The organism is Micromonospora sp. IBHARD004, from assembly GCF_052814115.1.
This window is the reverse complement of record NZ_CP199934.1, coordinates 1,388,621-1,415,063: the sequence shown is the minus strand read 5'-3', so window position 1 is coordinate 1,415,063 and position 26,443 is coordinate 1,388,621. Positions and strand designations below refer to the sequence as shown.

At 67.8% G+C, this 26,443-nt stretch carries 31 protein-coding genes, 1 tRNA gene and 3 pseudogenes; 16 read left to right on the top strand and 19 right to left on the bottom strand.

Going from position 1 to position 26,443, the window contains the following annotated elements:
* Positions 1-81 precede the first annotated feature (81 nt).
* Both ACTWO6_RS07065 and ACTWO6_RS07060 read right to left on the bottom strand, forming a co-directional pair.
* Complete coding sequence (locus ACTWO6_RS07065) at positions 82-729, bottom strand: CatB-related O-acetyltransferase (RefSeq protein WP_446218850.1); 648 nt, start codon at positions 727-729, stop codon at positions 82-84.
* Positions 730-871: 142 nt separating this feature from the next.
* Positions 872-1,273, bottom strand: a complete 402-nt coding sequence (locus ACTWO6_RS07060; protein ID WP_446218849.1) for a hypothetical protein — start codon at positions 1,271-1,273, stop codon at positions 872-874.
* A gap of 9 nt (positions 1,274-1,282) precedes the next feature.
* On the opposite strand from ACTWO6_RS07060, the gene ACTWO6_RS07055 reads away from it, so the two are divergent.
* Both ACTWO6_RS07055 and ACTWO6_RS07050 read left to right on the top strand, forming a co-directional pair.
* Complete coding sequence (locus tag ACTWO6_RS07055; protein WP_446218848.1) at positions 1,283-1,696, top strand: tyrosine-type recombinase/integrase; 414 nt, start codon at positions 1,283-1,285, stop codon at positions 1,694-1,696.
* A 255-nt stretch (positions 1,697-1,951) separates the two neighbouring features.
* Positions 1,952-2,236, top strand: coding sequence for a hypothetical protein (locus ACTWO6_RS07050; RefSeq protein WP_446218847.1), 285 nt, complete (start codon positions 1,952-1,954; stop codon positions 2,234-2,236).
* A 512-nt stretch (positions 2,237-2,748) separates the two neighbouring features.
* Here ACTWO6_RS07050 and ACTWO6_RS07045 read toward each other — a convergent pair.
* The gene (locus ACTWO6_RS07045) at positions 2,749-3,309 is read right to left on the bottom strand and encodes a hypothetical protein (protein WP_446218846.1); all 561 of its coding nucleotides are present in this window, start codon (positions 3,307-3,309) and stop codon (positions 2,749-2,751) included.
* A 219-nt stretch (positions 3,310-3,528) separates the two neighbouring features.
* Complete coding sequence (locus tag ACTWO6_RS07040; protein WP_446218845.1) at positions 3,529-3,921, bottom strand: ribonuclease E inhibitor RraB; 393 nt, start codon at positions 3,919-3,921, stop codon at positions 3,529-3,531.
* A gap of 292 nt (positions 3,922-4,213) precedes the next feature.
* Here ACTWO6_RS07040 and ACTWO6_RS07035 point away from each other — a divergent pair, with 292 nt between their 5' ends.
* The 5 genes from ACTWO6_RS07035 (at position 4,214) to ACTWO6_RS07015 (ending at position 7,723) form a co-directional block, all read left to right on the top strand.
* The gene (locus tag ACTWO6_RS07035; protein ID WP_446218844.1) at positions 4,214-4,573 is read left to right on the top strand and encodes an ArsR/SmtB family transcription factor; all 360 of its coding nucleotides are present in this window, start codon (positions 4,214-4,216) and stop codon (positions 4,571-4,573) included.
* Positions 4,570-5,268, top strand: coding sequence for a cation diffusion facilitator family transporter (locus ACTWO6_RS07030; protein ID WP_446218843.1), 699 nt, complete (start codon positions 4,570-4,572; stop codon positions 5,266-5,268). The genes ACTWO6_RS07035 and ACTWO6_RS07030 overlap by 4 nt, the downstream gene beginning before the upstream one ends.
* 2 nt (positions 5,269-5,270) lie before the next feature.
* Positions 5,271-5,879 (top strand): methyltransferase family protein, encoded by a 609-nt coding sequence (locus tag ACTWO6_RS07025; protein ID WP_446218842.1) that lies wholly within the window; start codon positions 5,271-5,273, stop codon positions 5,877-5,879.
* 21 nt (positions 5,880-5,900) lie between these two features.
* A tRNA-Cys gene (locus ACTWO6_RS07020) sits at positions 5,901-5,976 on the top strand.
* Positions 5,977-6,532: 556 nt separating this feature from the next.
* A complete protein-coding gene (locus ACTWO6_RS07015; protein WP_446218841.1) occupies positions 6,533-7,723 on the top strand; it encodes an epoxide hydrolase family protein in 1,191 nt (396 codons plus the stop codon).
* Between the two features lie 413 nt (positions 7,724-8,136).
* Here the strand turns inward: ACTWO6_RS07015 and ACTWO6_RS07010 are convergent.
* The 4 genes from ACTWO6_RS07010 to ACTWO6_RS06995 all read right to left on the bottom strand — a co-directional run bounded on the left by ACTWO6_RS07010 (position 8,137) and on the right by ACTWO6_RS06995 (position 11,255).
* Positions 8,137-8,933, bottom strand: a protein-coding gene (locus ACTWO6_RS07010; protein ID WP_446220579.1) for an IS5 family transposase whose coding sequence is annotated in 2 segments (ribosomal slippage) — positions 8,137-8,594 and positions 8,594-8,933 — 798 coding nt in all. Because the reading frame shifts where the segments join, the coding sequence is not laid out codon by codon here.
* Between the two features lie 132 nt (positions 8,934-9,065).
* Positions 9,066-9,488, bottom strand: a complete 423-nt coding sequence (locus ACTWO6_RS07005; protein WP_446218840.1) for a hypothetical protein — start codon at positions 9,486-9,488, stop codon at positions 9,066-9,068.
* Positions 9,489-9,824: 336 nt separating this feature from the next.
* Positions 9,825-10,442 carry a DinB family protein gene (locus ACTWO6_RS07000; protein ID WP_446218839.1) on the bottom strand — a complete coding sequence of 206 codons (618 nt, stop codon included), beginning with the start codon at positions 10,440-10,442 and terminating at the stop codon, positions 9,825-9,827.
* 132 nt (positions 10,443-10,574) lie between these two features.
* A complete protein-coding gene (locus ACTWO6_RS06995) occupies positions 10,575-11,255 on the bottom strand; it encodes a hypothetical protein (protein ID WP_446218838.1) in 681 nt (226 codons plus the stop codon).
* Positions 11,256-11,859: 604 nt separating this feature from the next.
* On the opposite strand from ACTWO6_RS06995, the gene ACTWO6_RS06990 reads away from it, so the two are divergent.
* Together ACTWO6_RS06990 and ACTWO6_RS06985 are read left to right on the top strand one after the other, a co-directional pair.
* Entirely contained in the window at positions 11,860-12,753 is an 894-nt protein-coding gene (locus tag ACTWO6_RS06990; protein ID WP_446218837.1) for an IS110 family transposase, read from the top strand.
* Positions 12,750-13,157 (top strand): transposase, encoded by a 408-nt coding sequence (locus tag ACTWO6_RS06985; protein WP_446218836.1) that lies wholly within the window; start codon positions 12,750-12,752, stop codon positions 13,155-13,157. The genes ACTWO6_RS06990 and ACTWO6_RS06985 overlap by 4 nt, the downstream gene beginning before the upstream one ends.
* A gap of 21 nt (positions 13,158-13,178) precedes the next feature.
* On the opposite strand, the gene ACTWO6_RS06980 is transcribed toward ACTWO6_RS06985, so the two are convergent.
* The gene (locus ACTWO6_RS06980; RefSeq protein ID WP_446218835.1) at positions 13,179-13,733 is read right to left on the bottom strand and encodes a GNAT family N-acetyltransferase; all 555 of its coding nucleotides are present in this window, start codon (positions 13,731-13,733) and stop codon (positions 13,179-13,181) included.
* A 477-nt stretch (positions 13,734-14,210) separates the two neighbouring features.
* A complete protein-coding gene (locus tag ACTWO6_RS06975; RefSeq protein WP_446218834.1) occupies positions 14,211-14,648 on the bottom strand; it encodes a DUF6228 family protein in 438 nt (145 codons plus the stop codon).
* A gap of 152 nt (positions 14,649-14,800) precedes the next feature.
* On the opposite strand from ACTWO6_RS06975, the gene ACTWO6_RS06970 reads away from it, so the two are divergent.
* The 3 genes from ACTWO6_RS06970 (at position 14,801) to ACTWO6_RS06960 (ending at position 16,551) form a co-directional block, all read left to right on the top strand.
* Positions 14,801-15,424 carry a hypothetical protein gene (locus ACTWO6_RS06970; protein ID WP_446218833.1) on the top strand — a complete coding sequence of 208 codons (624 nt, stop codon included), beginning with the start codon at positions 14,801-14,803 and terminating at the stop codon, positions 15,422-15,424.
* Positions 15,424-15,867, top strand: coding sequence for a hypothetical protein (locus ACTWO6_RS06965; RefSeq protein WP_446218832.1), 444 nt, complete (start codon positions 15,424-15,426; stop codon positions 15,865-15,867). The genes ACTWO6_RS06970 and ACTWO6_RS06965 overlap by 1 nt, the downstream gene beginning before the upstream one ends.
* 363 nt (positions 15,868-16,230) lie before the next feature.
* A complete protein-coding gene (locus ACTWO6_RS06960) occupies positions 16,231-16,551 on the top strand; it encodes a hypothetical protein (protein ID WP_446218831.1) in 321 nt (106 codons plus the stop codon).
* 244 nt (positions 16,552-16,795) lie between these two features.
* Here ACTWO6_RS06960 and ACTWO6_RS06955 read toward each other — a convergent pair.
* Together ACTWO6_RS06955 and ACTWO6_RS06950 are read right to left on the bottom strand one after the other, a co-directional pair.
* Positions 16,796-17,620, bottom strand: a pseudogene (locus ACTWO6_RS06955) (IS5 family transposase).
* 63 nt (positions 17,621-17,683) lie between these two features.
* A complete protein-coding gene (locus ACTWO6_RS06950) occupies positions 17,684-18,058 on the bottom strand; it encodes a hypothetical protein (RefSeq protein ID WP_446218830.1) in 375 nt (124 codons plus the stop codon).
* Positions 18,059-18,472: 414 nt separating this feature from the next.
* Between ACTWO6_RS06950 and ACTWO6_RS06945 the strand changes: the two genes are divergently transcribed.
* Entirely contained in the window at positions 18,473-18,793 is a 321-nt protein-coding gene (locus tag ACTWO6_RS06945; RefSeq protein ID WP_446218829.1) for a hypothetical protein, read from the top strand.
* A 386-nt stretch (positions 18,794-19,179) separates the two neighbouring features.
* Here the strand turns inward: ACTWO6_RS06945 and ACTWO6_RS06940 are convergent.
* Positions 19,180-19,281, bottom strand: a pseudogene (locus tag ACTWO6_RS06940) (ATP-binding protein); the annotation flags it as partial.
* A 55-nt stretch (positions 19,282-19,336) separates the two neighbouring features.
* Between ACTWO6_RS06940 and ACTWO6_RS06935 the strand changes: the two are divergent.
* Positions 19,337-20,056: a DinB family protein gene (locus ACTWO6_RS06935; protein ID WP_425753751.1), complete on the top strand. Its 720-nt coding sequence runs from the start codon at positions 19,337-19,339 to the stop codon at positions 20,054-20,056.
* A 6-nt stretch (positions 20,057-20,062) separates the two neighbouring features.
* Here ACTWO6_RS06935 and ACTWO6_RS06930 read toward each other — a convergent pair whose 3' ends face one another.
* The 3 genes from ACTWO6_RS06930 to ACTWO6_RS06920 all read right to left on the bottom strand — a co-directional run bounded on the left by ACTWO6_RS06930 (position 20,063) and on the right by ACTWO6_RS06920 (position 21,459).
* Entirely contained in the window at positions 20,063-20,158 is a 96-nt protein-coding gene (locus tag ACTWO6_RS06930; protein ID WP_250794102.1) for a DUF3418 domain-containing protein, read from the bottom strand.
* Between the two features lie 14 nt (positions 20,159-20,172).
* On the bottom strand, positions 20,173-20,343 hold the full coding sequence (locus ACTWO6_RS06925; RefSeq protein WP_326918608.1) for a hypothetical protein: 171 nt from the start codon (positions 20,341-20,343) through the stop codon (positions 20,173-20,175).
* A 645-nt stretch (positions 20,344-20,988) separates the two neighbouring features.
* The gene (locus ACTWO6_RS06920; protein WP_446218828.1) at positions 20,989-21,459 is read right to left on the bottom strand and encodes a VOC family protein; all 471 of its coding nucleotides are present in this window, start codon (positions 21,457-21,459) and stop codon (positions 20,989-20,991) included.
* A 356-nt stretch (positions 21,460-21,815) separates the two neighbouring features.
* Here ACTWO6_RS06920 and ACTWO6_RS06915 point away from each other — a divergent pair, with 356 nt between their 5' ends.
* Positions 21,816-22,493 carry a hypothetical protein gene (locus tag ACTWO6_RS06915; protein WP_446218827.1) on the top strand — a complete coding sequence of 226 codons (678 nt, stop codon included), beginning with the start codon at positions 21,816-21,818 and terminating at the stop codon, positions 22,491-22,493.
* Positions 22,494-22,598: 105 nt separating this feature from the next.
* Positions 22,599-23,102 (top strand): annotated as a pseudogene (locus tag ACTWO6_RS06910) (site-specific integrase); the annotation flags it as partial.
* A gap of 178 nt (positions 23,103-23,280) precedes the next feature.
* Here ACTWO6_RS06910 and ACTWO6_RS06905 read toward each other — a convergent pair.
* The 3 genes from ACTWO6_RS06905 to ACTWO6_RS06895 all read right to left on the bottom strand — a co-directional run bounded on the left by ACTWO6_RS06905 (position 23,281) and on the right by ACTWO6_RS06895 (position 26,439).
* Positions 23,281-24,498 carry a low temperature requirement protein A gene (locus tag ACTWO6_RS06905; protein WP_446218826.1) on the bottom strand — a complete coding sequence of 406 codons (1,218 nt, stop codon included), beginning with the start codon at positions 24,496-24,498 and terminating at the stop codon, positions 23,281-23,283.
* 436 nt (positions 24,499-24,934) lie between these two features.
* On the bottom strand, positions 24,935-25,927 hold the full coding sequence (locus ACTWO6_RS06900; protein ID WP_446218825.1) for a hypothetical protein: 993 nt from the start codon (positions 25,925-25,927) through the stop codon (positions 24,935-24,937).
* Complete coding sequence (locus ACTWO6_RS06895) at positions 25,924-26,439, bottom strand: SigE family RNA polymerase sigma factor (protein ID WP_446218824.1); 516 nt, start codon at positions 26,437-26,439, stop codon at positions 25,924-25,926. The genes ACTWO6_RS06900 and ACTWO6_RS06895 overlap by 4 nt, the downstream gene beginning before the upstream one ends.
* Positions 26,440-26,443 lie beyond the last annotated feature (4 nt).

Below are 26,443 nucleotides of genomic sequence, written 5' to 3'. Positions count from 1 at the left end.
AGGTGGCCCCCTACGTCCATGCGATCAGGGGAAGGCTTGCCCGGCCCGCCATTCTCCCGGCCGGCGGGCCGTGACCTACCGCTACCGATGCTTGGGTGCCGCGGCCTCGAGATCGTCGATGCTCCCGGACATGATCGTGCGGATGTGCTCGGTGATGTGCTGACGTGGCCAGTCCCACCAGGCCAGCGCCAGCAGGCGGGTGATGTCCTCCTCGCTGTAGCGGCGGCGGATGAGCCTGGCCGGGTTGCCACCGACGATGCCGTAATCGGGAACGTCGACGACGACGACGGAACCGGAAGCGATGATCGCTCCGTTGCCGATACGGACGCCGGGCATCACCATGGCGCGGTAGCCGAACCAGACGTCGTTGCCCACCACCGTGTCACCCCGTCCAGGCAGGCCGGTGATGAGATCGAAGTGCTCGACCCAGGAACCACCCATGATCGGGAAAGGGAAAGTCGAAGGGCCGTCCATGCGGTGATTGGCGCCGTTCATGATGAACCGCACGCCCTCGCCAAGCGCGCAGAACTTCCCGATGACCAGCTTTTCTGGCCCGTAGTGATACAGCACGTTGCGGGTCTCGAAGGCGGTCGGATCATCCGGGTCGTCGTAGTAGGTGAACTCCCCGACCTCGATCAGCGGAGAGGTGACCAGCGGCTTCAGCAGCACCACACGCGGCTGCTCGGGCATCGGATGCAGCACGCTCGGATCGGCGGGAACATCTGGCATCACGAGTCGCCTCCTCTCGGGCACGGAGTGACGTAACCATGATCGCAAGCCCCCACCGCGAGCTGTCACCAAACGGGCAGCCGGCCTGGACCGACTCCCGTTTGACGCATTTACCTCACGGCTCCACCTGATGGGTGACAGGTCACGCCTTGTCTCGCTCCGCGACCTCGTCGGCGGAGAGGCGGCTCAGTACCAGGCCGGCGTCGGTGCGAACGAGTGTCAGGGCACCGATCCAGCTGAGGTCGTCGGGGTACTCCCAGTTGGCTGAGTCTGCCAGCACTTGCGGGAGTTGTGGTCGGGGGACGACCTCGCCGGGGGTGAGTCCTTCGAGCCCTTCCTCCGAGATCCATCGCTCGTACTTGCGGACTTCGATCCATCCGCGATCGACCAGCGACAGCAGGATCCTGGCGAGTTCGTCGAATGGCAGCCGTCGCGCAGCTTCGTCGAGGTCGCCGCGGACGCCCGGCAGGATGTCCATCTCCATTGCATTGATGAAGAAGCACTGTTCGACGTGGCTCAGGTTGTCCCAGTCTTGTTGGCTCACGATGTGATCGTGGCAGGCCGCGAGCGCACGGCCCACCCGCGGCTCGGGCTCCCCTGGAAAGCGAGGTCGTCTACGGGCGGGGTTCCTTCGTCACAGTGGCAGGAGACGGGGCTTGTTTTCACGACCGCCACTGGTCGCCACGTTGAACCACGCAACCTGAACACCGCCTTCGGCCGGTTGATCGCGCGAGCTGATGTGCGGCCGATCCGGTTCCATGACCTACGGCACAGCTGCGCCATCCTGCTCCTTGCCGCTGGCGTGTCGCCTCGGGTGGCAATGGACATCCTCGGTCGCTCGCAGATCGGCGTGACCATGAACATCTACGGGCACGTCGTGCCGGCGATGCAGCAGGAGGCGGTGGGCGACATGAACGCGGCCCGCACCGAGCCGGAAGAGGAGCGGGGTGATGACGCTCACGACTGAGTCGGTTGCTGTCAGGCCCTCCGGCAACGACATCTGGGCACCCACCCCGAAGGGTGGATGCCCAGATGATTGCTGGTGCGCCGCCAGGGACTCGAACCCCGAACCCGCGGATTAATAGGACACCCGCAGGCAGATGGTCGGAAGGATTGACCTGCTGTCGACATGCCTGCCGAACTAGCTTCCCGTGCTGCTCTTGCGGTCGGTTGGGGTCGAGCAGGGGTCCTACTCGTCCACGGCGTCGGCTACGGTGCCTCCATGTTCGTGGAGATCATCGGCGATCATCCACTCCCTGACCTACTCGACCGGGACGATGTCGAGGACGTCCTGGAGGAAACTCTCGGCTCCGACGGCGCAGTCACCGGCGCCGGCACCGGGGGTGGACGGTGGCACCTCGACGTGGAGATTGAGACTCCGCCCTCTGCGGCAATGCGCAGCGTCCGGCGCATGGCAGCAGCGCTAACGGACATGGGCCTTGGCTGGATCCGCATCCGTGTCGAAGGTGAGGACCGCGGAGCCCCGGCTTCGGAACTCCTCCGCTGAAGGGGCCTCCTCGGTGTGAACGCAGGATCCTTCGATGTCATCCGATACCGTCCTGCGCTGCGGAGCATGGCCCGCTCTTCTGCCTTGTGTCGTCTCCTACCGGCCGCTGCTGGTTGTCTCGCTGCCTCTTCGCTGCCCCTTTCGCTTGACCGCCCCTCACCGGTCAGGTCGGATGGCAGCGGTACGACGCTGACTCCACGCAAGAAGCCACTCGGCCTAGTCGAGAATGAGGAGTTTGGCGGCGACCCAAACATCCCGGCGCGGCGAGGTCAGGCCCCGACCTCGATGAGGCGGCGCCTGTCTTTCTCGCCAATCCGGGCTCCTGCCGTGGGCGGGCCGTGTCAGCTCGTGTGCCCGGACGCCATCACAGTCGACGGCCGTTGTTTGGCGCGGTTGCTGCCGCCGTTGCTGTCGCCTGATCCCGGGCATCAGGCCACTGGCGGTGCTTCAGCGTTCCGCCGGTACTGAAACCGGGGCGGCGCCAGCGAGCCAGGTGCTGCGGCCTCGTCGAACTACTGGCTGTCCCCCGTGGGTGGCGACGGCTGCACGGACGTCTTCGCGGCCAGTCGCGCAGCCAGCCGCTCGTCGAGGTACGCGGCCAACTGCGCGTCCTGAGCCGAAGTGAGGGTCGTACGGCACAGGTACCGCGGCTCGTGCCGGTCGACACAGTCCACGCGGTACGCCTCCCGGGAACGACTAACATGCTTGATCGCCGTCCATGGCAGCCGCAGCGAGGTGTAGACGGTGTGCCACTCGATGGCATCGGCGGTGAATACGTACCGCAGGGGCGCCAGCATTTCGGGGTTGCGTCGCAGGTGCAGCGGGCCGTTGATCACCCCGGCGAGGCACCAGACCACCCCGAACGGGATGCCAAATAGCCCGGCGAGAAACCACGCACCATCGGCCGCGAACGTACCGATGCTCGTGATTGACAGTAGCAAACCTACGATGGCAAACATTCGATTGAGACGGCGCAAATCTCGCCGCAGCAACCGCGCGAACCGGGCATCGGGGGTGACAACCAAGTCAAACCCGTTCTGCAGGCCTACGCTGTTGAGCTTCTCGTCGCCCACCTGCACCCTCTGTTCCCCTCGCTCTCTCCAACACGAGCCCGTCGACGAAATCTAGATCTTGCTGCCCTGGCGAGCCAGATCGCTGAACGCGACGACGTGGGCTTGCCGTGGCAGATCGAGGTCCCCAAGTACCTGGACGAGTAGCTTCAACCGAACAACGTGCCGCCGGTGGCCCTTGTTGACCGCTACATCGGACACGTGACGGGCACGGGCGTCGAGCTATGCGGCGGCTTCCCAACCGTCGTAATCGGCGTGATGGCGCGCAGCCAAGGCCTCGAAGAGGTCGACGCTTTCGCGAACGAACTCTGGCGTCAACACCACGTGGGTATCGCACACCACAGCCCAGCTAGCCGGATTCTCCGGGAGAGGCTCACGCACCTCAGCCTCGAACCCATGGGCACGGGCCTCAGCGGCGATGAGCTGACCGAGGTCTTCCGAAGGGGCGTAGAGGTAGAAGATGACGTGTCGCGGCTGCGACAGGTCAGCCGCCCTCTTGGCTATCTCGTTCATGAGCAGCAGATCCCCGTACTTGATGCCAAGTCTCGGTGAGCGCTCATTCAGATCGACAGGCTCGTCGTCGCGGCTGCGCTTGAACTTGCTGAACAGGCCCATCGGCTACTCCACCTACATGGATCTCCCTACGGCCCGCACGACCGTACACGTACATGCGCCACCAGGCTGCCCCCCTGATCGCCCACCAGTTCACCAACTACAGGTAACGCGCTAGGGCCGGGGCTGGTCCCCGCACGGGTGACACTGCGTGACCTGGCAAGTGTCGTCGTCGTTGGCCGTCGTTGGTCGCGGCTGTCCAGCGCCCGACGGCCTGGGCCCCAGGCAGGGACCTTACCTCTGGGTTGCTCCCCGCATGTGGCGACCCATTCCCCACCGGGGATATCATCGCGCCATGGCGATTGATTGCACTCCGGGGCTCGCTCCTGCGGTTGCCTTGTTCCGGTCTCTCGGTGACCCGACCCGGCTAGCCATCCTGCGCCGGCTCGCATCCGGCGAGGCGCGGGTCGTGGACCTGACCGGCGAGTTGGGCTTGGCGCAGTCGACGGTGTCGAAGCACCTGGCGTGCCTTCGGGACTGCGGCCTGATCGACTACCGGGTGGAGGGTCGCCAGTCCTTCTACGCGCTGACGCGCCCGGAGCTGCTGGACCTGCTGCGCTCGGCGGAACAAGTTCTGGCCGCCACGGGCGAAGCGGTCGCCCTGTGCCCGGTCTACGGGACCCCGGCCAACTCCCCGCCGGGGGTGACCGCGTGAGCACCTCCGTGCTGAGCCCCGAGCGTCGGGCGATGCTGTCCCGGCGCAGCCTGTGGCTGGCCTACGCCACCGCCGGCTACAACCTCTTGGAGGGCCTGGTGGCCATCGCCGCTGGCGCGGCGGCCTCCTCCACGGCACTGATCGGCTTCGGCATGGACTCGTTCGTCGAGGTGTCCAGCGCCGCCGTGCTGATCTGGCAGTTCCGCTCCCGCGTACCCGAGGATCGGGAACGGCTGGCGCTGCGGCTGATCGGCGCGTCATTCTTCGCTCTAGCTGCCTGGGTAACCTTCGATGCCGTCCGCTCGCTGCTGGCCGGCGGCGACGCTGACGCCAGCCCAGTCGGAATCGGCCTTGCCGTCGCGTCGCTGGTCGTGATGCCGCTGCTCGTGGCGGCCAAGCGTCGCACCGGCCGGGAACTCGGCTCGGCAACCGTCATGGCCGACTCGACACAGACCATGCTGTGCACGTACCTGTCCGCGGTGCTGCTCGTCGGCCTGGTCCTCAACGCCGTCTGGGGCTGGTCATGGGCCGACCCGATCGCCGCACTCGTCATCGCCGGGGTCGCGGGCAAGGAAGGCGTGGAAGCCTGGCGCGGCGAGCACTGCGACGACTGCGCACCCCTTCCTGCCGCCGACACCGCCACTGACCAAGCCTCAGGCTGCGCCGATGGCTGCTGCACCGACCGGAAGGCGTGATCATGGCCTGGCTCGCGCTGCTGCTCTGCCTGCTGGGCCTGCTGCTCGCCTTCGGCTGGCGCACCCTGACCCAATGGCGCCGCACCGGCGACACCGGCCTACGCCTCGACGCCGGCCAGCCCGGCACCCTGCGCTGGTGGGCCAAACTGCTGTTCATCGCCGCGCTCATGCTTGGCTCCGCCGGGCCGATCGCTGCCCTCGCCGGCCTGCCGTCACTGCCCGGCCTCAACCACCGAGCCCTACACGTCGTCGGCCTCTTCCTCACCGTCGCCAGCGTCGCCGCTACACTCGCCGCCCAGCTCGCCATGGGTACCTCCTGGCGCGTCGGCGTCGACCCAACCGAACGCACCCACCTCGTGACCGGCGGCCCGTTCGCGCTCGCCCGCAACCCCATCTTCACCGCCATGGCGGCCACCACCCTCGGCCTGGCCCTCCTGGTGCCCAACGCTGTCTCGCTCGCCGCCTGGCTCGTCCTGGTCCTCGCGCTACAACTACAAGTCCGCGTCGTCGAGGAGCCCTGCCTGATCGCCACCCACGGCGACGCCTACCGTCGCTATGCGGCCAGCGTCGGACGCTTCCTCCCTGGCGTCGGACGGCTTCGCCAGGCATGACTAGCGCCAGCACTGCCGCACGGCAGGCCCGGCCGCAGCGGCGGACTGCAAATCCGTCGCGAAAGCTACAGAGGTTCGAATCCTCTACCCGCCACCAGGTGCAGAGGTGGCCCCGTGAGCTGCGGAAACGCGCTCCGGGGTCTTTCTCGTGGAGTCCACGGGAGTCCAGCCCGATCCGGCGCTGCATGGCCCTCTAAGGGAACATGGCGGGAACGGGGATCTTGCGAGCGTTGCCCGTCCGCTGGCCTCGGACCGGCTCCTGCCGCCAGCTCGTGATTGGTGCCGTTGACCCTCGGCCTGACGGCGCTGCACGACCCGGAAGCCGGGCTCGCCGGTCAGGTCCGCGTCGAGCCGCCATCCCAGCTGCAGCTGCGGCTCCTGCCAGCCGATGTCGTCCGCGATGTACGTCGCGTCGCCCGCAGGCCGTGGCTGGGCAACAGGCCGACGGCCAGTTCCGCCTCAGTGCGGCCTGGTGACGACCGCCACCGTGAACGGCGCACTCTCCACGACAGAAGTCGGTAAGCCGGTCCGGGCCGGACCCAAGCGCGAAATCGCGTTCCGGTCCGCCGGTCGCCGGGCCGGTGCGAGACTGGGCGCGTGCCAGCCCCGCCGGCGTCCCGGCGCCGGTCGACCCGACCCGGCAGGTGGAGAACATGTCCGACGACAACGAAATCCGCCCCTTCCGGGTCGACACGCCGGAAGAAGCGATCGCCGACATGCGTCGCCGGATCGCGGCCACGCGCTGGCCCACCCGAGAGCTGGTCACCGATCGCTCCCAGGGCGTGCAGCTGGCGACGGTCCAGGAGCTGGCCCGCTACTGGACGACCGATCACGACTGGCGCGCGTTCGAGGCGAAGCTGAACGCCCTGCCGCAGTACACGACCAACATCGACGGCGTCGAGATCCACTTCATCCACGTGCGGTCGCAGCACGAGAACGCCCTGCCGCTGATCATGACGCACGGCTGGCCAGGCTCGGTCGCCGAGCTGCTCGGGGTCGTCGGCCCGCTCACCGACCCGACCGCGCACGGCGGACGGGCCGAGGACGCCTTCCACCTGGTGCTGCCGTCCTTGCCCGGCTACGGCTTCTCAGGCGAGCCGACCGAGCTCGGCTGGGAGTCCGGCCGCATCGCACGCGCGTGGGCGGAGCTGATGGACCGCCTCGACTACACGCGCTACGTCGCCCAGGGGGGCGACGTGGGCGCCGCCGTCACGGACGCAATGGGCCGCCAAGGACCCGAGGGGTTGCTCGGCATCCACGTCAACTTGCTCGCCGGGGCGATCGGTCTCAAGGACCAACTGCCGGCGGTGTCCGAGCAGGAACGCGCGGCGCACGACGCGCTCAACACATTCACGATGGACGGCTTCGGCTACTTCCTGGAGCAGTCCACCCGGCCGCAGACGATCGGCTACTCCCTGCTGGATTCACCCGTCGGGCTGGCGGCCTGGATGCTCGACCACGACACGGACAGCTACTACAAGATCTCCCGCGCGTTCGTCGACGGCCAGCCCGCGGGCAATCTCACCCGGGACAACATCGTCGACAACATCACCCTGTACTGGCTGACGGGCACCGGCGCCTCGGCCGCCCGGTGGTACTGGGAGGCCGGACGGGCCCGGGCCCGTGCGGCCGGCCAGGCTCCTCCAGCGGTCTCGGTTCCGGTCGGCTTCACGACGTTCCCCGGCGAGATCTTCGCTGCCCCGCGCAGCTGGGTCGAGACGGTCTACCCCAACCTCACGTACTTCAACGAGGTCGACAAGGGTGGCCACTTCGCCGCCTGGGAGGAGCCGGAGCTCTTCTCCACCGAGGTGCGGGCCGCGTTCCGGCCGCTGCAGAAATCCTGAGCCCGCTCCGGTTCGCGCGTGACCCTCCTGGTCAGTGAGCCGCCGCACGCGTACGGGATCTGCCACCGTCACAGCCTGACCGCAACAACGCCGTAGGCCAGGCAAGGTTTACGGCGTGTCAGCAACATCGAGGGGTTCGAGCAGCGGGCTCTCGTCTTCGCCGGCGCCTATTCGGCGGCCCGGATAAGCCGCCTGCTGCTCCTCCTGGTCGTCCGCCGTCAAACGGTCACTCCCCCGGCGCTGAGCCGGAAGCGGAGGCGGGTGATGACGCTGACGAGTGACACCGTTGCTGTCGTCGTTGCTGTCACTCACCCGGAAACGACATCTGGGCACTCACCCCGAAGAGTGAATGCCCAGATGATTGCTGGTGCGCCGCCAGGGACTCGAACCCCGAACCCGCGGATTAAGAGGTCCTAACAAAGTCGTACGACGTGTCGGTGCGTGATGATGCAGGTCGCGAAGCTGAGGAAGGCTTCGTGGATGTCGTCGCGGCGTTCCCACCGGATGCGGAGCCGTTTCATGCCGTGGTACCAGGCGATCGTTCGCTCGATCACCCACCGGTGGACGCCCAGCCCGGAGCCGTGTGGTGTGCTGCGGCGGGCGATCCGCGGGCGGATGCCCTTGGCCCGTACGGCTTTGCGGTACTTGTCGTGGTCGTAGGCCCGGTCGGCGAACAGTTCGTCGGGGCGCCGGCGGGACCGGCCTCGCCGCCCGCGGACCGGTGGGACCTTGTCGATCAGCGGCAGCAGTTGGGTGACGTCGTTGCGGTTGCCGCCGGTCAGCGACGCGCACAGGGGGATGCCGGCGCCCTCGGTCAGGACGTGGTGCTTCGAGCCCGCTCGGGCGCGGTCGACCGGGCTCGGTCCGCTTTTGGGCCGCGTCTGGCGGCACGGACGTGGGAGGAGTCGATGACCGCCCGGGACCAGTCCAGCTTTCCCGCGGCCTGCAGCTCGGCGAGCAGTAGTTCGTGCAGCTGCTGCCACACCCCGGCCCGGTTCCACTCCTCGAGCCGCCGCCAGCAGGTCATCCCGGACCCGAACCCGAGCTCCTGGGGCAGGAACTCCCACTGGATGCCGGTGTGCAGCACGAACAGGATCCCGGACAACACCTGCCGATCCGGGATCCGTTTCCGTCCCGGACGCCGGGGATCGCGGAGCACAGGCTTGGGCAGCAACGGCTCGATGCGCTGCCACAACCCGTCCGGCACGATCCATGGCGGCTGCTCACCACGCCTCACGGCCAGACATCGTAGATCACCGTCCGTAAAGGACGGAAAAGGCATAAATCACTTCTGTTAGGAACTCTAAGTGCGCTTCCACCGAGAAACCGCGGTGCCAGTTAGCTACCCGATCGAAAAGAGGGTTGCGTGGCTGCGCGGGCATTGCCAGCAGGCAACATCGTCGACGAGAGCCGCGGTAGGAGGATGGGTGTGGCCGGCCAGACATCCGGGCCAGGTGGTGTCGCCCTCGTCGAACTCCTTTTCCTGCAGCAGGTCGGCCAACTCGACGACGGCATGCTCCAGGTCGCGGGTCGGACGCAGGCTTCCCAGAATGCCCTCCCGCGCTCGCCCCCGCCTACCGAAGCGCACGTGTAGGGCGTCGAGGGCGTCCAGGTCCACGCCCAACGGCTGCACGACGGCGCCGCGCCGGGCGAAGTCTTGCGCCACCCGACGCACCGCGCGCTCATAGCATTCCAGCGCGCCGAGCACAGCTCGTCGTAGTCGTCGGCATCCGGCATCCGGCATCCGGCATCCGGCATCCGGCATCCGGCCAGGCTACTGCTGGGCGCGCCTCCGCTCGGCCCGCAGGCGTCACTATCGCCTGGTCGCTGAGTGCGTGACGGTGAGCGGTCTTGATTGTCATGACCGACGCATTATGAGATCAAGTTTGCGGAGCGGGCGACCTGGGCGGATGGGGGTCTAGCAGCGGAGATGCCTCTCGACATTCCACACCGCTCCCCCGCCGTCCGTGGACCTCTTGCGGACTGGATGCGGACCGCTCGCCTGCCTAGTACTCCAGCCGTAGATCGTGATCTTGCTGGCGGGGGCTGGTGGGGAAACGGGTGCGGCCACCGCTGATCATCGGTGGGTGAAGACTGAAGATCATGCGGTGGCCGCAGGTGACAGCGTAGACCCTGGCCGTTGTCGGGCGGCCTCCTGCGCATTCCGCTCCACCATGTCTCGATGGGCGGCCCATGTCGCCGCATCCGACGGCGGCATATTGGTCGACGTGCTGAGAAGGCCGACCGCGCCATCGATTAGCTCTCGGACGATGTCGGCATGACCAGCATGGCGTTGCGTCTCAGCAGTCATATGGACCAAGATCTGATGCAGCGTCACCTCGCCGCCATCGCCCCACCACGGCACCCGGCCGACCGCGTCCAGCGGCAGCGCCTCGATCGTCGCGTCCGCATGCGCCCACGCCTGGCGGTACAGACCGATGATGGACTCGCGCGACTCTGTCGGCAGTGCCCACGTCTCCCAAGCCTGCTCGCCCTCCGGCCATCGCGCGACGGCGTCACTTGGACGCCCGAAGGTTTCGCCGAAGTACCCGAACTCGCCACGTGCCAAATGCTTGACCAGCCCCAGCAGGTTGGTCCCGGTGGGCGTCAGCGGGCGGCGGGCGTCGTACTCGGTCAGCCCGTCGAGCTTCCACAACATCGCACCGCGAGCCCCTTGCAGGTAGTCGAGCAGGTCTGCCTTGGGGTCGGAGATCGTCATGGCGGACATCGTGCCAGCATCCAGCAAACCGCACCAGGCGTCCCGAACCCACGGCCTCGGAGCCGAACTGCACCGAAAGTAGACCCGACCCGATACCAGGCCACAGTCACGATCGCCTCGCTCTTGCAATGGCTATGACCCGCTGACGACCCCACCAACGTTGTCGTCCAGAGCCCCGGCCGCCACGACGGCGCCGGAGTCGCGATCACCGCGCCGCCGGGCACGGACGGCACATGCCACGACTAGAACGGTGGCCGTCGCGGCGGCGCCCCAGACGGTCAGCATGGCCAACTCCGCCACAGGGCTCTCCGCCGGCGGTGGCAGCACCACCATGTTGAGTGCCGCACCGACGGGAGCGACGAGGGCCGCGAGAACCCCGACTGGTCCCCGACGCCGAATGGTGGCCCCCACCGCCCCGAGAGGCAATCCCAATACCAGGCTTGCGACCAACCAGAATGGCATCTGCCCCCACCCGAAGCCTTGATGGAACGGGAACAGCATGGGCACGGCGTCGTAGACGATCGTGGCGTCGATGAGAGCGACGCATCCTGCCAGCGCCCCTACGAGCGCCCCCACCACCGGTCGGAGGCCCCTGCTCACCAGCCAACCCACGGCCACGGCCATCGCGGCCCACGCCCAACCGGAGTCGAGGATCAGACTGGCGAACTCCGCGGTCTGCGACCAGGCGCTCCGGTCTGCACGGGCTCTGCCCCCCTCGCCGAGCAGGAGCGGCACACTGTTGACGACAGACGCGGCGGCGCCCAACGCCGCACCGACGGCCAGAGTGGCCGCCATCCCCCGAATCAATCGCACCCGATCACTCTAGGGATGCCGTCAGAGGCCATGCCGCCGGACCGCCTCGCCACAGGGGCCAGCCTTTGAAGACAATGCCTAGCGTCGTGGGCGGGGATCTCCTCGTCCGGCAGTCGGAGACCGTCCAGCCTCCCCGGACGGGGACAAGGTGGAGCGCCTCACCAGCCGAACGACCTTGGCCCCGTCCGGGGAGGCTGGTAGCCCTTGTGGTGCCCGGCGAGGTGATCCGCGGCTGATCTCTGAGGAGGGCCGGGGTTCGGGGCGGAGCCCCGAAGTCTTCGTGGTCCTGGTCGTCAGTCAGCGTGGCCGGCCGGCCCGGCCGATGCCGGCCGGAGGTCGCCAGCAGGCCGGGGCCGGGCCGGCGCGGCCCGCTTGCGGGCCGCCTTGATCTGATAGAGCGGAATTCGGCAACTTCATCCGGCGAGCTGTCGAGATGCAGATGTCCTCCGTCGACTGATGCGCGACAGTTGTCCGTCAACTGGTCTGCGACAGCCGAGCGCGGATCGCGGCATAAAGAGACGTTCTGCGTGTCGATGCAGGACGTAGGAACGTCCCCCTGATGCGCTTGTCGGGCTTGGTGCCCCATCGCAGGAGGAGGACGTTCATGGGTGACGGTAGCGGCGTGTCCCGGGGTGACCGCAACCGCAACGCGCGGCTTGCTCGGTTGCGGGTGCTGGTCCCGGCCACGAACGCGATCGTCGGCATTGACCTGGCAGATAAGAAGCAGATGGTCGTGGTCACCGATCATGACTCGAAGGTGTTGGCGCGCAAGACGTTCAGGTGCCGGGCGTGGGATCTGGGTGCGGCGTTGGACTGGGCCGCCGAGCGGGCCGCGGCGAGGGGGTGGGCGGGGGTGACGGTGGCGTGCGAGCCGACCGAGCACCGGTGGCGGGTGCTCGGGCAGTTGGCCGCGGACCGGGCGATGCCGTTCGTGTGCGTGCAGCCGATGCTGACGTCGTGGGCGCGGCGCAGTGAGGACCTGACCTCGGACAAAACCGACGAGAAGGATGCGGTGCTGATCGCCCGGCTGACCGCGCAGCTGCGCTGCTACGTACCCGAGCCGGTCGATGAGACCTGGGGCCGGCTGCGGCATCTGGGCGCCCGCCGCGAGCAGCTCATCATCGAGATGGTCAGCCAAATCCAGCAGATCCGCGCGCTGCTCGAGTGCGTCCGGCCAGCCGCTCTCGATACCGCCAAGCAGCCGTTCCGCTCCCGCACCTGGGCGGCGGCGATGACAGCAATCTGCCAGCGCGACGGCGGCGACCTCGCCCGCACCCGACGCCTCGGCGCGGCCCGGTTCGAGCAGGCCGTGCGCCGTGAGATCACCCGCCGCGGCGGGTGCGAACCCTCGCTGCGCATCCTGCGGCACCTGTTCACCGCGTTGACCGACCCCACCGGGGTGACCGCCCACCGGCCGGTGCGCTGGAGCGGGTCGCGTTCCTGCTGCAGGACTGGCAGGCCGCCGCCGACAAGCTCACCGACACCGAGACCCGGATGACCCGCGTCCTCGACGAGCTCAAGCTGACCGATCTGGTCACCTCCATCCCCGGCCTATCCGCCGTCGGCGCGGCGGCGATCCTCGCCGAGACCGGTGACCCGAACCGGTTCGCTTCCGCCCGCGCCCTGGTCAAGCACGCCAACCTCGCACCGCGGGAGAAACTGTCCGGGACGTTTGTTGGTCGCACCAAACTCACCGGCCAGGGCCGACCCGCGCTGCGTCTGGCCGCCTGGCGGCCGGTCTGGGGCGCCCAGCGAGGCAACGCCGTTTACGCGGCCCGCTACCACCATCTGACGACGCGGGAGACCAACAAACTCACCGCAACCCAAGCCCAGACCGTGATCGCCGCGGCGATCCTGCGCCAGTTGCACGCCGTGATCACCACCGGCCAAGCCTGGGCCTGAATGGCACGCTAATGGCACGCCTCACTTGAGGTCGTCCGGCGTGAGCGAGAAGAGGACCAGGTCGACGCGGCCGGCGTGGATGAAGCCGGCATTGCGCATGATGCCTTCGCGTTGCAGGCCGGCCTTGAGAGCGGTCCTCTGGGAGGCCAGGTTCCCGGTGGCGGCCTTGAGTTCCATGCGCTGGAAGCCGTGGTCAACCAGTAGCCAGTGACCGATGGTCCGCGTGGCTTCGGCCGCGATGCCTCGGCCGCGAGCCCAGGGGGCGACCGAGTAGCCGATCTCGCTGACCAGGCCGCGCCAGTCGGTCTTCTTCAGGCCGACGGTGCCGAGGAGGCGGTCTGTGTTCGCGTCGACGATCGCGAAGTGGATCCCGTCTCCGGTCTCCCGCAGGGAATGGGAGATCTTGGTGCACCAGTCAGCGGAGTCCTGGCGGGTGTAGGGCTGGGGCAGGGGGAGCCACTGCTGGATGAGCGAGTCCGCGCAAGCGATCTGATTTTCCTCGATGTCGATTGCGGAGAAGGGCCGCAGCAAGAGATCGCCCGCCAGCAGGCGGGTCTCGGGGAACGTGGGGGTCATTCCTGCTGGCCTCCGACTGATCATCTATGTGCGGCTGACGCTAGCAGGGCCTGCTTGACCAGGTGATTCGCAGAAGATCGCGGATGGCTGGTCAGGTAGCTGCTTCCCTGGTCAGCCCGTCTGCCATTGTCGGGTGGCGTCGGCGTCAGCGGGTGGTCTTGGCTGTATGGCTGGCTGTACAGCCACACGGTTTAGGAAGTGTGGACATGGCCGGGAGTCGCGCGGCGGCGACCTGGCTTGGCCTGCGTCGCCGTGCCGGCAGCCACGTCCAGGAGCTGACCGCCATTGACCCTCGGCTCCCGTCCCATCGGGCACGCGACGGGCACGCCCGCACTCCCCTGCCTTGCAAAGATCAAGACTTATGTCGGCCGACGTCGACTACTGCGGCTGACCTGCTCGACCTGTCGGCTGCCGCCGTCCGTCGTCCCGGCTTGTCGGTCAGCTTGGCTGTACGGATGGCTGTACAGGCGGACCGGCCTATCCGCCCAGGAGATCACGGACGTCGGTCGCCAGTCTGGTCATCTCCTCGCCGGCCTCGACCACCAAGACCGTCCGGGCCGACCAGGCGTCGTCGGCATACGCCTGCCGGGCACGTCTCAACCTCACACCGATGGCTACATGGCCTCGCCCGTCGTGGCGCGCGTCGATCTCGAGCTCACCTTCGAGGGAGCCCCACTCCCGAACGCCTTCCCATCCTCGCCAATCGTCTGCCAGAGACTGAAAGAACCATCCAAGACTCTCGTTCTCGGGCGCCCAGCGACCCGCCAGCATGGCGCTCGTCGCCGCCGACATCCCTTCGTCAGAGATCTCTGACCGGACAGCCCAGATGTAGCCGTCGCCGTACGGGTCGGTTGGAGGGTGCACTACCCAGCGGCAGCTCGTCCCGAGCGGTTGCAGCACGAAGGGCTCTTCCATGGTCAACATGATGGCCGAGAGCTGGACGGTGTCGAGCGCAATACCGAACGTCAGATTGGAAGGACGAGGATCACCGCCGACAAGGACCTGGTGGGCCAGGTCAACGCAGGAGAGCGCCTGACCGTTCGTGCCTCCTGGTGACCGCGCGGGGCATGGGCTACTGGCACGTGGATGGCACGGCGACCGACGCATTGCGAGATCAAGTTGCCCACCCCGGCGACCCGGCGCATCGGCTTCTAACAGCGGAAACGGCTATCGACATCTCACCGCTCCCCCGCCGTCCGCCGACCGATCGCGTACGGCTGAAAGCAGCGACCTGGTCCCGCACGCTCGTGCTGGCGCTGGAGATCCACGGACCCTATGCTTCGGGCGTGACACAGCCGGGGTCCCGTTTTGTCGCGGCGCGGTTGCTCGTGGTCGGGCAGCTGTCGATGGTGTCGCTCTATCTGGCGGGCGCGGTCGTCCCCTACCTTCTGAAGTTCACCTTCCAAAGGGCCGATCACTGCTCGCTGACGACGGGATGCCAGGCGCCCGGCGACGTGTTCGGCGGGCCGATGTTGGTGCTGCTGATTCCAGCCATGATCATCACGATTGTGGGGCCGATGACCGCGGTCCTCTTCCTGCTGATGTCGTTCACCTCGCTGGCCAGACGGCGTCGGGAGATGTCCGATGCGCTGCGGCGCTGGGTGTTCGGGGCGGCCGGCCTCACGCTGGCCTTCCTCGTCTTCACGCTGCTGCCGCCGGGCCAGCTGCTGCTGAACTGGGTGCTGGACTGATGACGAACGGACTGTGGCGGACGCAGCTCGCCCTGGTGTGGGCTTACGGGCTCGCGGCCTTCTTCTTCCTCTTCGGGCTCCTAGGCGGGCCGCACGGCGGGAACAGCAACAGCCTGTACGACATGGTTTACGCGCCATTGCCTGAAGGACAGTCGGTACGCGGCTCGCTGGCTCAACCGTTGGCCTGGTTCACCATGCTCGCCATGGCGGTGGCCTGGCTGGCCCCACTGTTCGCGGCGTTTCTTGCCTGGCGGGGCCGGCGCGCGCTGAAGGGCGAGGGGGAGCAGGCACTGCGGGATCGGATCCGGGCCGGAACCGTCGCAGCATTCGTCATCGTGGTGTCCTACCTGACGCCGGTCGGCTGGACGCTGGTCTACGGGCTAACACGCTGGACGATGATGAACATCTGGGGCGAGGGCCCGGACGCGGCACAGTTGGACTAGGCCACGCCCGAGAGCACGGCCCAGCCCGCCGATGACGGGTCGAATCGGTCAGATGAACAGCAGCTGGGTGCCGTCGGTCAAAATTAGGTCCGGGAAGCTGCTAGCGGATCTCCTCGTCGGGCAGTTGCAGACCTTCCAGCTTCCCCAGACGGGGACAACGTGGAGCGCCCTACCGGACGTCTCAATGGCGATTGTCAAGCGTCGGCGTCGGCGTCGGCGGCCCCGCCCGGCCTGGGGATTAGAAGAAGATCACGGACGGCTGGTGGCCTGCCGGCGCACCTGGTCAGTCCGTCCGTGGTTGTCTGGCTGTGTCAGCGCTTACCGGCAGTCTGGGCTGTACGAGTGGCTGTACAGTCCCGGGCCGTGAGCAGAGACGTGGATTTGCTTGTCGGTACGGCCGGGCTGGACGGTGCACCCTCACTGAAGCTGTTTGCGCGGGAGATTGCGGGGGTGCTCGGCCTCGAAAACTTGAGGGTCGGCGACCCGGAGTGCGTCATCGGTGACGGGGAGGATTTCCGGGCTTGGCTCAGGTTCGCGCCGGAAGACGAGGAGCCGAGCCTCAGTCACCCCTTCCGCTTAGAAGTCGCGGCCGAGATGGGCGCGGAGTACGAAGTAGGCAGGAGGGTGTTCCAGAAGCTGGCAGACACCCGCGCGCTTCCGTGTGGTGCTGCTGCTGGACCATGACTGCGTGCGGTCGACGCACTTCCCTTGCGAGGACTGGTGACGAGGCGAAGCCGTCTAACGGGGTCCGACCGTCGACCTACGCATTACGAGATCAAAATGGGCGACCCGACAGGCTGCGCGAATTGGCTTCTAGCAGCGGAAACGCCTCTCGACATCTCTCACCACTCCCCTGCCGTCCATGGCCTCTTGCGGACCAGACGCGGACTGCCCACCGGTCGGGGCGCTAGGCCGTGTCTTCAAAGGTTCACAACCATTGCAGTAGTGCGGCGATGGTGACCGTGGCCTGGTACGAGGTCGCGGTCTTGTCGTAGCGGGTCGCCACGCTGCGGCATTGCTTGAGTCGGTTGAAGCAGCGCTCGACGACGTTGCGGTGCTTGTAGAGCTGCTTGTCGAACACCGGTGGCCGGCCGCCGCGGCTGCCGCGTCGGCGGCGGTTGGCCTGCTGGTCGGCGCGCTCAGGGATGGTGTGCCCGATGCCGCGTCGACGCAGGTCGGCCCGGATCGCCTTCGAGCTGTAGCCCTTGTCGGCGATGACGTGGTCCGGGCGGACCCGGGGACGGCCAGGTCCTGACGTGGTTGAAGCGGGTGCAGTCGTTGACGTTGCCGCCGGAGAGAACGAAGGCGAGAGTCCGGCCCAGGCCGTCGCAGGCGAGGTGGATCTTGGTGGTCAGTCCACCTCGAGATCGACCGAGGGCGTGATCTTGTGGTTCGTCCGATTCTCGGTGCCCCCTTTAGCGCCAGCGGCGTGCTGATGTGCCCGCACGATCGTCGAGTCCACCGACACCAGCCAGTCGATGTCCCCGGCCGCGTCCGCGTCGGCCTGCACCCCGGCCAACATCCGCGCGAACGTGCCATCCAAAGCCCACCTGCGGAAACGCGTGTAGATCGACTGCCAGGACCCGTAGCGGGCGGGCACGTCGCGCCATGCCGCGCCCGCCCGGATCTTCCACACGATTCCGTTGAGCACCCGCCGGTCATCCGACCGAGGCCGACCGCCGGTCACGGCCGACGGCAGATACCGCGACAACGACTCCCACTCGACATCCGACAACTCGTAGCGACGACCCACGCGCTACATCATCCGACACCAAGATCCTTTGAAGACACCGCCTAGCGTCAGCCGACGGGATGCTTACGTAGTCGCCCGGGATGCCGGTGGGGCGGAAGGGCTGGCGGGCTCACTCTGCGCGGATACCGGCGACGGCGTGCCGTTCACGCAGCTCTCGATGAACAACCCCTCGCCTTTTTTCAGCAACTCGACTTTTTCGTCGTAGTTCCCGACGTGGGGCGCATCGTGGTCCTGAAGTCCTCCGTAGATGTTTTCGTAGGCCGCATAGCACTCTTCCCGGTCGCCGCCGCCCTCCTTCAAGGCATGCAGTTCGGCCCCACGCTGAGTCATCTTGCGCCGGTACTCCATCTGCTCGTCATGCGACGCACTGCTGGTGCAGGCGGTGAGAAGTGCCGCGAGGGACAGGGACAGAGCCGCTGCTGCGTAGCGCTTCTCCATGGGCGAGGACTGTATCAACCGCCCTTGATGTCCGAAGGGAAGTACCTGTGCGCCCTGCAGGATTCGAACCTACGGCCTTTGCTCTTCGCCATGGCTTTCGGTTTGCTCGTCCTGTACGGCGTGATACGGCTGGCCGTTCGTCATGGGATCCAGGACGCAGACCGGCGCCGCAATGGCCGCCTAAAAGGCAAGGTCTAATCGGACTCGCAGCTTGGGAAGTGCCGATGCCTGCCTGTCTATCGGCTCGGCGGCCTGGTCTCGGCGGTCTCCCGTGGCCTTGGCTGGCCCCTGCTGTCCTTTCGCAATGGCACGCTAATGGCACACAGGCGTACTCCACTCGACCGCCGGTCAGGGCATGTCGCCGATCGCTGCCTTGCAAACACGAACCTGCTGCTCATCGCTAGAGTGCCGCGTATGGATCTCCGCAATCTCCGGCTCGGGTTTCGCGATGATGTCCAACGGAGCCGGGCACAGCGCGTGATCCACGATCGGCTCGCCGATGACCGGTTGCAGGACGAGTGCCGCTACCTGATGAAGTTCTGGTGGCAGCTATCGATGTCGTATCAAGAGGTGACGATCGGCGAGCTACGGGAGCACGTGGGTGCTGACAAGCTCCGAGCCGTCGAGGCTCTGATCGAGGCAATCGATCAATCCCCCGAGGACATCGACGAGTGGATCACGTGGGCCGTGGAGGTCTTCCCGGTGATCCACGACCGGGGCAGTCCGCAGGATTGAGACAGCCGTACCGTCAGTTTGGAAGAGCGTGCTCGACCGGTCGTGATGCCCGAAACGCCTGCGGCGGACGGCCGGCCCGGCTGAAGCTCGTGCCCCCTCGTGACCGCTGCGCACCCCGGTTACTGGCCCGTGGATGGCCCGATGATGGCCGATGCCTGCTCTCTTGCGCTTGCCTGCGAGGCTCTGTCCGGGGAGAGCGCCCCCCATGAGACGCCCTTCCGAGCTGGCGTCGTATGACACGGGAGCTAGACGGATGTGCGCGGTGGATGCTGCGGCCAAGGAAGCCGCTGTCGCCCGGTTCCTTCAGGAGTATCCGCAAGCACGCCAGGTCGACCGCGAGCATCCCGCACTGCGGGGCTGCGCCGAGCTCGCCTGGACCGACATTCCAGGCGCGGGTCGGTGAAGGTCTTGGTCCATCCGGAGAAGGATTCGTTGGAGGCGATCGCGACGCTGTTGCGTTCTTCGCGCTCGGTCAGGACCTGGAAGAGGCCAAATCAAGCCGGGGAGGCTGGCTTGTCGGTGCTCGGACCTAGTATGCGGAGCATGACGCGGTATGTCGACGAGGATCTGCACGGTGCGGAGTTCCGCGAGTGCGATCTGACCGGGGCACGCCTGATCGGCGTCGTCATGCAGGATGCCGTGATCGACGGGCTCATCACCAATCTCGTGGTGAACGGTGTCGAGGTCACCGAGTACGTCGAGGCAGAGCTCGACCGGCGTCATCCGGTGCGGGTGCTGATCCGCTCCGAGGACCCTGCCGATCTGCGCGAGGCATCGCGTCAGCTCCATGCCGGCTGGGCCGCCACGATCGAGCGAATCCGCCGTACGCCCGGCATCGAGCGCCGCAGCGTGAACGACGAGTGGTCGGCGGTGCAGACGATGCGCCACCTGGTCTTCGTCCACGACTCGTGGTTCCGCCGCTGCTGCCTGGGCTCGACGGAGCTGTTCACGCCGATGGGCATCGGGACGACCGTCGAGCCCTACCGTGGAGCGCACGGGCTTGACCTCTCGCTCGATCCGGCCCTCGACGAGATCGTGAGCGTGCGTGACGCACAGGCCGCCGAGCTCGAGGCCTGGCTCGACGAGGTCACCGCTGTGCAGCTCGCAGCGCGAGCGCCGGTGCCCGACGACGATGTCTGGCCGCCGTACGCCCGGGGCCGCTTGGTGCGGCAGTGCCTCGGCACGGTGCTCAACGAGACCTTCGAGCACCACGGCTTCTGCGTCCGCGACCTCGACCTGATCGAGGCACAGGACGCTGAGTAGGGCCGGCTACGGACTCAGCATCTTGCGGATGCGGGCATCGCTGACCGTCTGCGCGGTGCCGAGCTGCTGGGCCCAGAGCTGGACGCGGTACTTCTCGAGCATCCGGCGGGCCTGACCTAGGTGCTGGCCGGGCGGGCGGCCGTCGGGAGCGCGGCGAGCTGGTGGAGGTGCGCCGCCTGGAGGTCGGCGATGCGGTCCATCAGTGCGCGATCGGCGGCGATGGTCGTGTCCAGCTCGCGGCGCCGCTCGACGACGCCCTGAGGTAGACCGGGTAGCGCTCCTGTCAAGCCTCCAGGTGGGGCCAATCAAACCGACACAACATTCGGCACCCCGACCGATGGGGCCGAATCAAACCGTCAGGTGGGGCCAAATCAAGCCGCTAAAACCCAGCCATCCCCACAGACACAGGCAGAACCGCTTACATCAAGTCGATCTTGCTGAGATCACCTCAATGAGCGCTGACGACAGAGCATGCCTTAAGCAGATGGCAGAACTTGGCGGCTGATTCAGGATCTCCTCGTCGGGCAGTCGTAGACCGTCCAGCCTCCCGGACGGGGACAAGGGGGAGCGCCTCACCAGCCGAACGACCTTGGCCCCGTCCGGGGAGGCTGGTAGCCCTTGTGGTGCCCGGCGAGGGGATCCGCGGCTGATCTCTGAGGAGGGCCGGGGTTCGGGGCGGAGCCCCGAGGTCTTCGAGGGTCTGTGTCCCGTCAGCGTGGCCGGCCGGCCCGGCCGATGCCGGCCGGAGGTCGCCAGCAGGCCGGGGCCGGGCCGGCGCGGCCCGCTTGCGGGCCGCCTTGATTTAGAAGAGGGCAATTCGGCAGTGGGTTCGCCGTGCCCGTGTCCTCCGTCGACTGATGCGCGACACTCGTCCGCCAACTGATCTGCGACACCTCCGCGCGCTGATCGCGGCAGATGCGGGCGTTGCGAGTTCAGCCGATGCGCTCGGCCAGCGAGACGATGATCCCTTCGGGCCCCCGGACGTAGGCCATCCGCCAAGCACCCTCGTACTCGCCGATGCCACCGACCAGTCCGTAGCCCTCGCTCGCTGCCCAATCGACAGCGGCCTGCAAGTCGTTGACCTCGAAGGACACGTTTCGCAACCCCAGCTCGTTGGCCATGGCGGCCGGCGAGCCCGGCACGGAGTCGGGCCGCACGAAGCTCGCGAGCTCCAGGCGGGCACCATCGTCGGGCGACTTCAGCATGACGATCTCGGTGCGGGAGTCGGGAATGCCGCAGACCGTCTCCAAAAACTCGCCCTCGACGAACGCCCTGCCCTCGACCTCCAGGCCGAGCGCCACGAAGAAGGCGGTCACGACATCGAGATCTGCGACCGTGATGCCGACGTGGTCGAAGCGTCGTACATATGACATGGACCGTGCTCCCGTCGTCGTATCGAACATGTTTCTGCCACGGCAGGCGGCGTTCACAGTACCTAGACCAACCGAGGAGGCCGGTCGTCACCGTGTGAACGTCCACAACTCGGCAGATCCGCAAGTCCCGAGGCGCACTGATGTGCCCCTAGGTTCATCGCGCTGTCGCGCATCACGTGACGGAGATGTGTCGCGCATCAGTTGTCGGATCACATGGGCATCGATCCGCGGACGCAGGACGAAGTACATGGTTCCCATCGACCGGACGGAGCCGTCGTCTGCGGCGTCGGCCTTCTGGCCCGCGCACATGAGGAATACCGGCCCGTGGCCAAGGTGGACAGTGGCTGGGCCGCTTCGACAGTTGGCGCTGTGGTTGAATGCCGTGCGTGACCCACTCGCCGGTGGAGGCCAAGACGCCGGGTGCGTCGACGCCTGCGGGGCCGCCCGAAGGACCAGACCCTGCGGCAGGGCGGCGTCGTCGGCTGCCGCGCTGGGCGGTGCCCGGGCTCGTGTTCGCCGCGGTACTGCTCACTGCCGGCGCGGCCACTCTGGTCCTCCATGGGCACGGCACGATCGGGTCGTCCGGCGGCTCGTCCAAGCTCGTTGGCTGCCTCGTAGAAGTAGAGCCTGGGCAAGCCGACGAAGCGAAGGAATACTGCGACCGGTACGTGCGCGACCTATCCCGGCGGGGCGAACTGACCCAGGTTCAGCGCGACGCGGCGGCGGCAGACCAGGAACGGGCAGAGCAGGCGCTTCGCTGGCCCGGCTGGTGCGTAAGGCCAGCTCCGCCCCACGTCGCCGAGTGCGTCAGGCGGGGACTGACCAACGTCGTGGAGTCGGATCACCCCGGCCCGGCTGACGTGGAAGTGATCCGGAAGTCGCTCGGCGAGGCTGGCTTCACCACTGCGGTGATCAGGCTGGCCCGACCCAACGATCCGGCCGAGAACGGGAGCATCTTCTTGGCCATCCCGCTTGGCGAGGCCTGTTTCGTCGGGTACATGAAGTCCCTGAACGGCGGTGTCAGCTGGACCCTCGTCGGCAGGCTGCCCAACGGTCACTGCTAGTCCCAATCGGCGGAGTGACGTACGAAAGCCCACGCCCCGGCAACGGTCCGGTACGCGCATCGGGTGCTGTCTTTGGCCCTGGCCCACGCCGTGCGAGACGGCCGGATGTCCCGGAATCCGGCAGAGGGCGTGCGGCTGCCTCGCGTGGTGCGGGAGGAACCGGTGTTCCTCGACCACGACCAGGTGGCGAGGCTCGCGGAGGCGTCTGGGCGGTACGGGCTGCTGGTGCGGTTCCTGGCCTACAGGGGTCTGCGGTGGGGCGAGGTGTCGGCGTTGCGGGTGTCGCGGCTGGATCTGCTGCGGCGTCGGGTAACGGCGGTGGCCTTCGCAGAGGTCGGCGGAGAGCTGGTCGAGGGCACGCCGAAGAACCATCAGCGCCGTTCGGTGCCGATTCCGCGGTTCCTCGTCGACGAGCTGGCCGCGCATGTCGCCGCAAAGCGTCAGGACCACCTGGTGTTCACCGCTCCGAATGGCGGGCCGCTTCGCAACACCAACTTCCGGTCACGGGTCTTCGCGCCGGCGGCGGCATCGGTCGGGCTGGCCGGGCTCACGCCTCACGACCTGCGGCACACGGCGGCGAGTCTGGCCGTGGCGGCGGGTGCCAACGTCAAGGCGGTGCAGCGGATGCTCGGGCACGCCTCGGCGTCCATGACGCTGGACGTGTACGCGGGCCTGTTCGGTGACGACCTGGACGGGGTCGCCAACCGGCTGGACGAGGCGGTCGCCGCACGGGACAAGGACTATTCAAGGACTCGACCTCTTGCGGACTGGATGCGGACCGCCTCTGCTAGGCGGACGGGGACGGGGCCTCCGGTGGGCGGCCGGCGGCGCGTCGGGCGTCCGCGACGGCGACCCCGAGCAGCACGACCGCAGCGGCGATGGCGGCGAGCAGCGGCGGGCCGAAGAACAGCGGCGGCGCCAGCAGGACCAGAACGGCGATGCCGACGAGCCGGCGCACGGCGAGCCGGTTGAAGACGACCCGTTCCAGCCGGCTGCGGCCGAACAGGAAGAGCGCCGGCCCGCCGAGGATGACCGCGAGCCAGGCCGGCACGGAGGGCCCGGAGGGATGCGCCAACACGATTTCCGAGCCAGCCGCGGCCAAGGTGATGCCGAGCACCATGAGTAGATGGGCCACGCCGACGATCCCGCCGGCAGCTGCCCGGTTCGACGACATCTCGACGGCCTCGGCCAGCACCTGGCCAGCGCGATAGAAGTAGATCCGCCACATCAGCACGGACGACAGGAACGTGACCACCAGGGCCGCCTTTGCGGCGAGCGTGGCGGGGTGGTCGGCGTAGGTGAGGCCGATAGACAGCACCGTCTCGCCGAGCGCGATCAACAACAGTTGCTGGTAGCGCTCGGGGAGGTATCGGCTGCTGGACATCGCCCACGCGCTGGTCGGTGGTCGGCCCATGCCGGGTACCGGCCATCTGACCCGCGCCACGACCAGGTCCACGGTGATGGCGATCAACCACAGGGCCAGCCGGTAGTTTCCGCGCATCGCCGCCCCGGCTAGCCAGATGACGCCGGAGATGCTGGCCCAGATGGCCAGGCGGGTGTAGAGCGCCCGTACCTTCTCGTGCTCCCGTAACAAGGGCCGGAGCACCAAGGGGCGTCCGATGTGCAGCACCACGTACACAATGGCGAAGGTGGCGCCGCGTTGCTCGAACTCGTACAGGGACGTCGCCATGATCAGCAGGCCGAACGCGCTGACCAGGACCAGCAGCTGAATCCAGCGGTTGCGGTAGTCGAACCGGCTGGTGAGGTACGCGGTGGTCGTCCACAGCCACAGCAACGGCAGGGCAAGAACGACCGTGTACAGCAGCGACAGCCAGCGCACGCGCACGTTGTCGGAGAGAAGGTCCGGCACCATCCGGCCTACGACGCCGATCAGGGCGAAGACCAGCACCAGGTCGAAGAACAGCTCCAGGAAGCTGGCCTGCTGGGCGTCCTCCTCGCCGCGCATGATGCCCCCGGTCGGCGCCGGCTCCGATGGTCGCTCCATCCGCCCATGGTCGCGGGATGAACGTCTTCCGCGCACCGATTTCGCCCGTTTCATCGACCGGCGGTGACGGCGGTAAAGGCTGGCGCGCCTGCGTCGATCCGCCGACGTTTGTGGGCGCCCAGCTGAGCAAAGAGCGGATCTCCTCGTCGGGCAGTCGCAGACCGTCCAGCCTTCTCGGACGGGGACCAGGTGGAGCGCCCTACCGGACGAACGACCTGGTCCCCGTCCGAGGAGGCTTGGCCCGGACCGTGAACGCGGGGACGGAATTCTTGCTGCGGTTCCGCGGATCGCAGGCAGAGGTGCGGTCGATAGGTTCAGCCGTCAAGACATCATGGACGAGCTGCGCGGCGCGAATCGGCCCCTGACCAGCGGTATTAACCTACCGGTCAGGGGCCCATCTTCGAGGTCTGCCGCCCGCGGGCGGGAGTGGTTTCGGTCAATCCTCGGTGGCACGCTCGGCTGCGGCGCGGTCGCTCGCCACGATGAGGCCGAGGAGTTCCTTGCCCAGCCCGGCCGGCGCCCGGACGCGACCGCCGCCGGTCGAGATCGCCTGCGGGCAGGTCGCGTCACCCAGCACCACAGTGACTTCGCCGAGGCTGATTCCGACCGCACCGGGCTTTTGCAGGGTGCATTCCTCGTCGGCGGGCACGGGGTCGCGCAGCTCGGCGAGTTTTGTCCGTATCCGGGTCAGCGTCTCGGCGTCCGTCGCGGTGACCATGGGGCCCGCGTCCTCGGTGACGGCGCTCGTGATGTGGTCGGGCAACGCCAGGCCGCCGGAGGGCGGAGCCGGCGGGCCGGCGGGCCAGGTGACGCGCTTGAGCAACTGCTCGCGACCCTTCTCGTCGCCCGAAATGAAGACTCCCGTCGCGATGGTCTCCTCATTGAAGGCGCGGTAGATCGACCTGGACTCGATCTCCTCCACGACTTGGAGCAACTGCTCGTCCTTGACCACCAGCCGCTCCGGGTTGACGTACAGGGGGACGGCGTCCCGCACGAGAGCCATCCACGCTTGACCTTCTGACTTGCACCTAAAGGCCCCGGGCGGGTCAGACCTGGGCCGCGTGGCCCGGGGATCCCACCGCTCGGCGAGGTAGACGGTGCGCGGCTCGGCGATGCAGGGGTCGAAGGTCGTGACTTCGCTCGTGCGCCAGCCCTCCGGGACGGCGACCGACAGGCCACCCAGGCTCACCGTGGTCCCGGGCGCCCCGGCGGCCTCGGACCGGTCCGGGGCCGCCATTCGGAGGGGCAGGGCCACGACGGCTGCGACTGCGGCAGCGACGGCGACGGAGCCGGCTGTTCCCCAGGCACGGCGGCGGCGCTGCACGCTGCGCCGCCCGAGGCTGACCAGCCGGGAGGTGGGATCGGTCTCGGTCGGTGTCACGGAGGCGGCTGCGCGTTCGAGTAGTTCTCTGACGTGGGTGGGATTCACGGCGTCTCCTTGGAAGATTCGACGAACAGGCCGCTGGCGCGCAACGCCGCCAGGGCACGGGACGTGCGGCTCTTGACCGTTCCCACCGCAACGCCGAGGGTCTGCGCCACCTCGGCCTCGGAGGCGTCGGCCCAGAACCGCAACACCAGCACCACCCGCTGGTCGGCGGGCAGCCGGCGCAGACTGGCGAGCACCTGCACGCTGAGATCCGACTGATCCGCGAAGCCACGACGGGACGCGTCCGGCAGCTCCCCGGTCGGCACCTCGTCGCGCCAGCGCCGGCGCCTGGCCCGCATCGCGGTACGGACCATCACCTGCCGGACGTACGCCTCCGGTCGCCCGTCCGGCACGCCCAACCGATGCCACGACCGATAGGCCGCGATCAGACCCTCCTGGGCGAGATCCTCGCCCAGCCGACCGTCACCGGCCAGCAGCGCGCCGAAGCGAACGATCTCGCGGTACCGGCTCGCGACGAAGTCCTCATAGCCGGCGGGTTCCGCTCTGCGAAGCAAGCCC

Bases quoted from the DNA above. Each gene is read 5' to 3' on its own strand.
- ACTWO6_RS07065 (WP_446218850.1), bottom strand. From the start codon at position 729: ATGCCAGATGTTCCCGCCGATCCGAGCGTGCTGCATCCGATGCCCGAG.
- ACTWO6_RS07050 (WP_446218847.1), top strand. From the start codon at position 1,952: ATGTTCGTGGAGATCATCGGCGATCATCCACTCCCTGACCTACTCGAC.
- ACTWO6_RS07040 (WP_446218845.1), bottom strand. From the start codon at position 3,921: ATGGGCCTGTTCAGCAAGTTCAAGCGCAGCCGCGACGACGAGCCTGTC.
- ACTWO6_RS07035 (WP_446218844.1), top strand. From the start codon at position 4,214: ATGGCGATTGATTGCACTCCGGGGCTCGCTCCTGCGGTTGCCTTGTTC.
- ACTWO6_RS07025 (WP_446218842.1), top strand. From the start codon at position 5,271: ATGGCCTGGCTCGCGCTGCTGCTCTGCCTGCTGGGCCTGCTGCTCGCC.
- ACTWO6_RS07015 (WP_446218841.1), top strand. From the start codon at position 6,533: ATGTCCGACGACAACGAAATCCGCCCCTTCCGGGTCGACACGCCGGAA.
- ACTWO6_RS07005 (WP_446218840.1), bottom strand. From the start codon at position 9,488: ATGCCGGATGCCGGATGCCGGATGCCGGATGCCGGATGCCGACGACTA.
- ACTWO6_RS07000 (WP_446218839.1), bottom strand. From the start codon at position 10,442: ATGACGATCTCCGACCCCAAGGCAGACCTGCTCGACTACCTGCAAGGG.
- ACTWO6_RS06990 (WP_446218837.1), top strand. From the start codon at position 11,860: ATGGGTGACGGTAGCGGCGTGTCCCGGGGTGACCGCAACCGCAACGCG.
- ACTWO6_RS06985 (WP_446218836.1), top strand. From the start codon at position 12,750: ATGACCCGCGTCCTCGACGAGCTCAAGCTGACCGATCTGGTCACCTCC.
- ACTWO6_RS06980 (WP_446218835.1), bottom strand. From the start codon at position 13,733: ATGACCCCCACGTTCCCCGAGACCCGCCTGCTGGCGGGCGATCTCTTG.
- ACTWO6_RS06975 (WP_446218834.1), bottom strand. From the start codon at position 14,648: ATGGAAGAGCCCTTCGTGCTGCAACCGCTCGGGACGAGCTGCCGCTGG.
- ACTWO6_RS06970 (WP_446218833.1), top strand. From the start codon at position 14,801: ATGGGCTACTGGCACGTGGATGGCACGGCGACCGACGCATTGCGAGAT.
- ACTWO6_RS06965 (WP_446218832.1), top strand. From the start codon at position 15,424: ATGACGAACGGACTGTGGCGGACGCAGCTCGCCCTGGTGTGGGCTTAC.
- ACTWO6_RS06950 (WP_446218830.1), bottom strand. From the start codon at position 18,058: ATGGAGAAGCGCTACGCAGCAGCGGCTCTGTCCCTGTCCCTCGCGGCA.
- ACTWO6_RS06945 (WP_446218829.1), top strand. From the start codon at position 18,473: ATGGATCTCCGCAATCTCCGGCTCGGGTTTCGCGATGATGTCCAACGG.
- ACTWO6_RS06935 (WP_425753751.1), top strand. From the start codon at position 19,337: ATGACGCGGTATGTCGACGAGGATCTGCACGGTGCGGAGTTCCGCGAG.
- ACTWO6_RS06930 (WP_250794102.1), bottom strand. From the start codon at position 20,158: ATGCTCGAGAAGTACCGCGTCCAGCTCTGGGCCCAGCAGCTCGGCACC.
- ACTWO6_RS06920 (WP_446218828.1), bottom strand. From the start codon at position 21,459: ATGTTCGATACGACGACGGGAGCACGGTCCATGTCATATGTACGACGC.
- ACTWO6_RS06905 (WP_446218826.1), bottom strand. From the start codon at position 24,498: ATGGAGCGACCATCGGAGCCGGCGCCGACCGGGGGCATCATGCGCGGC.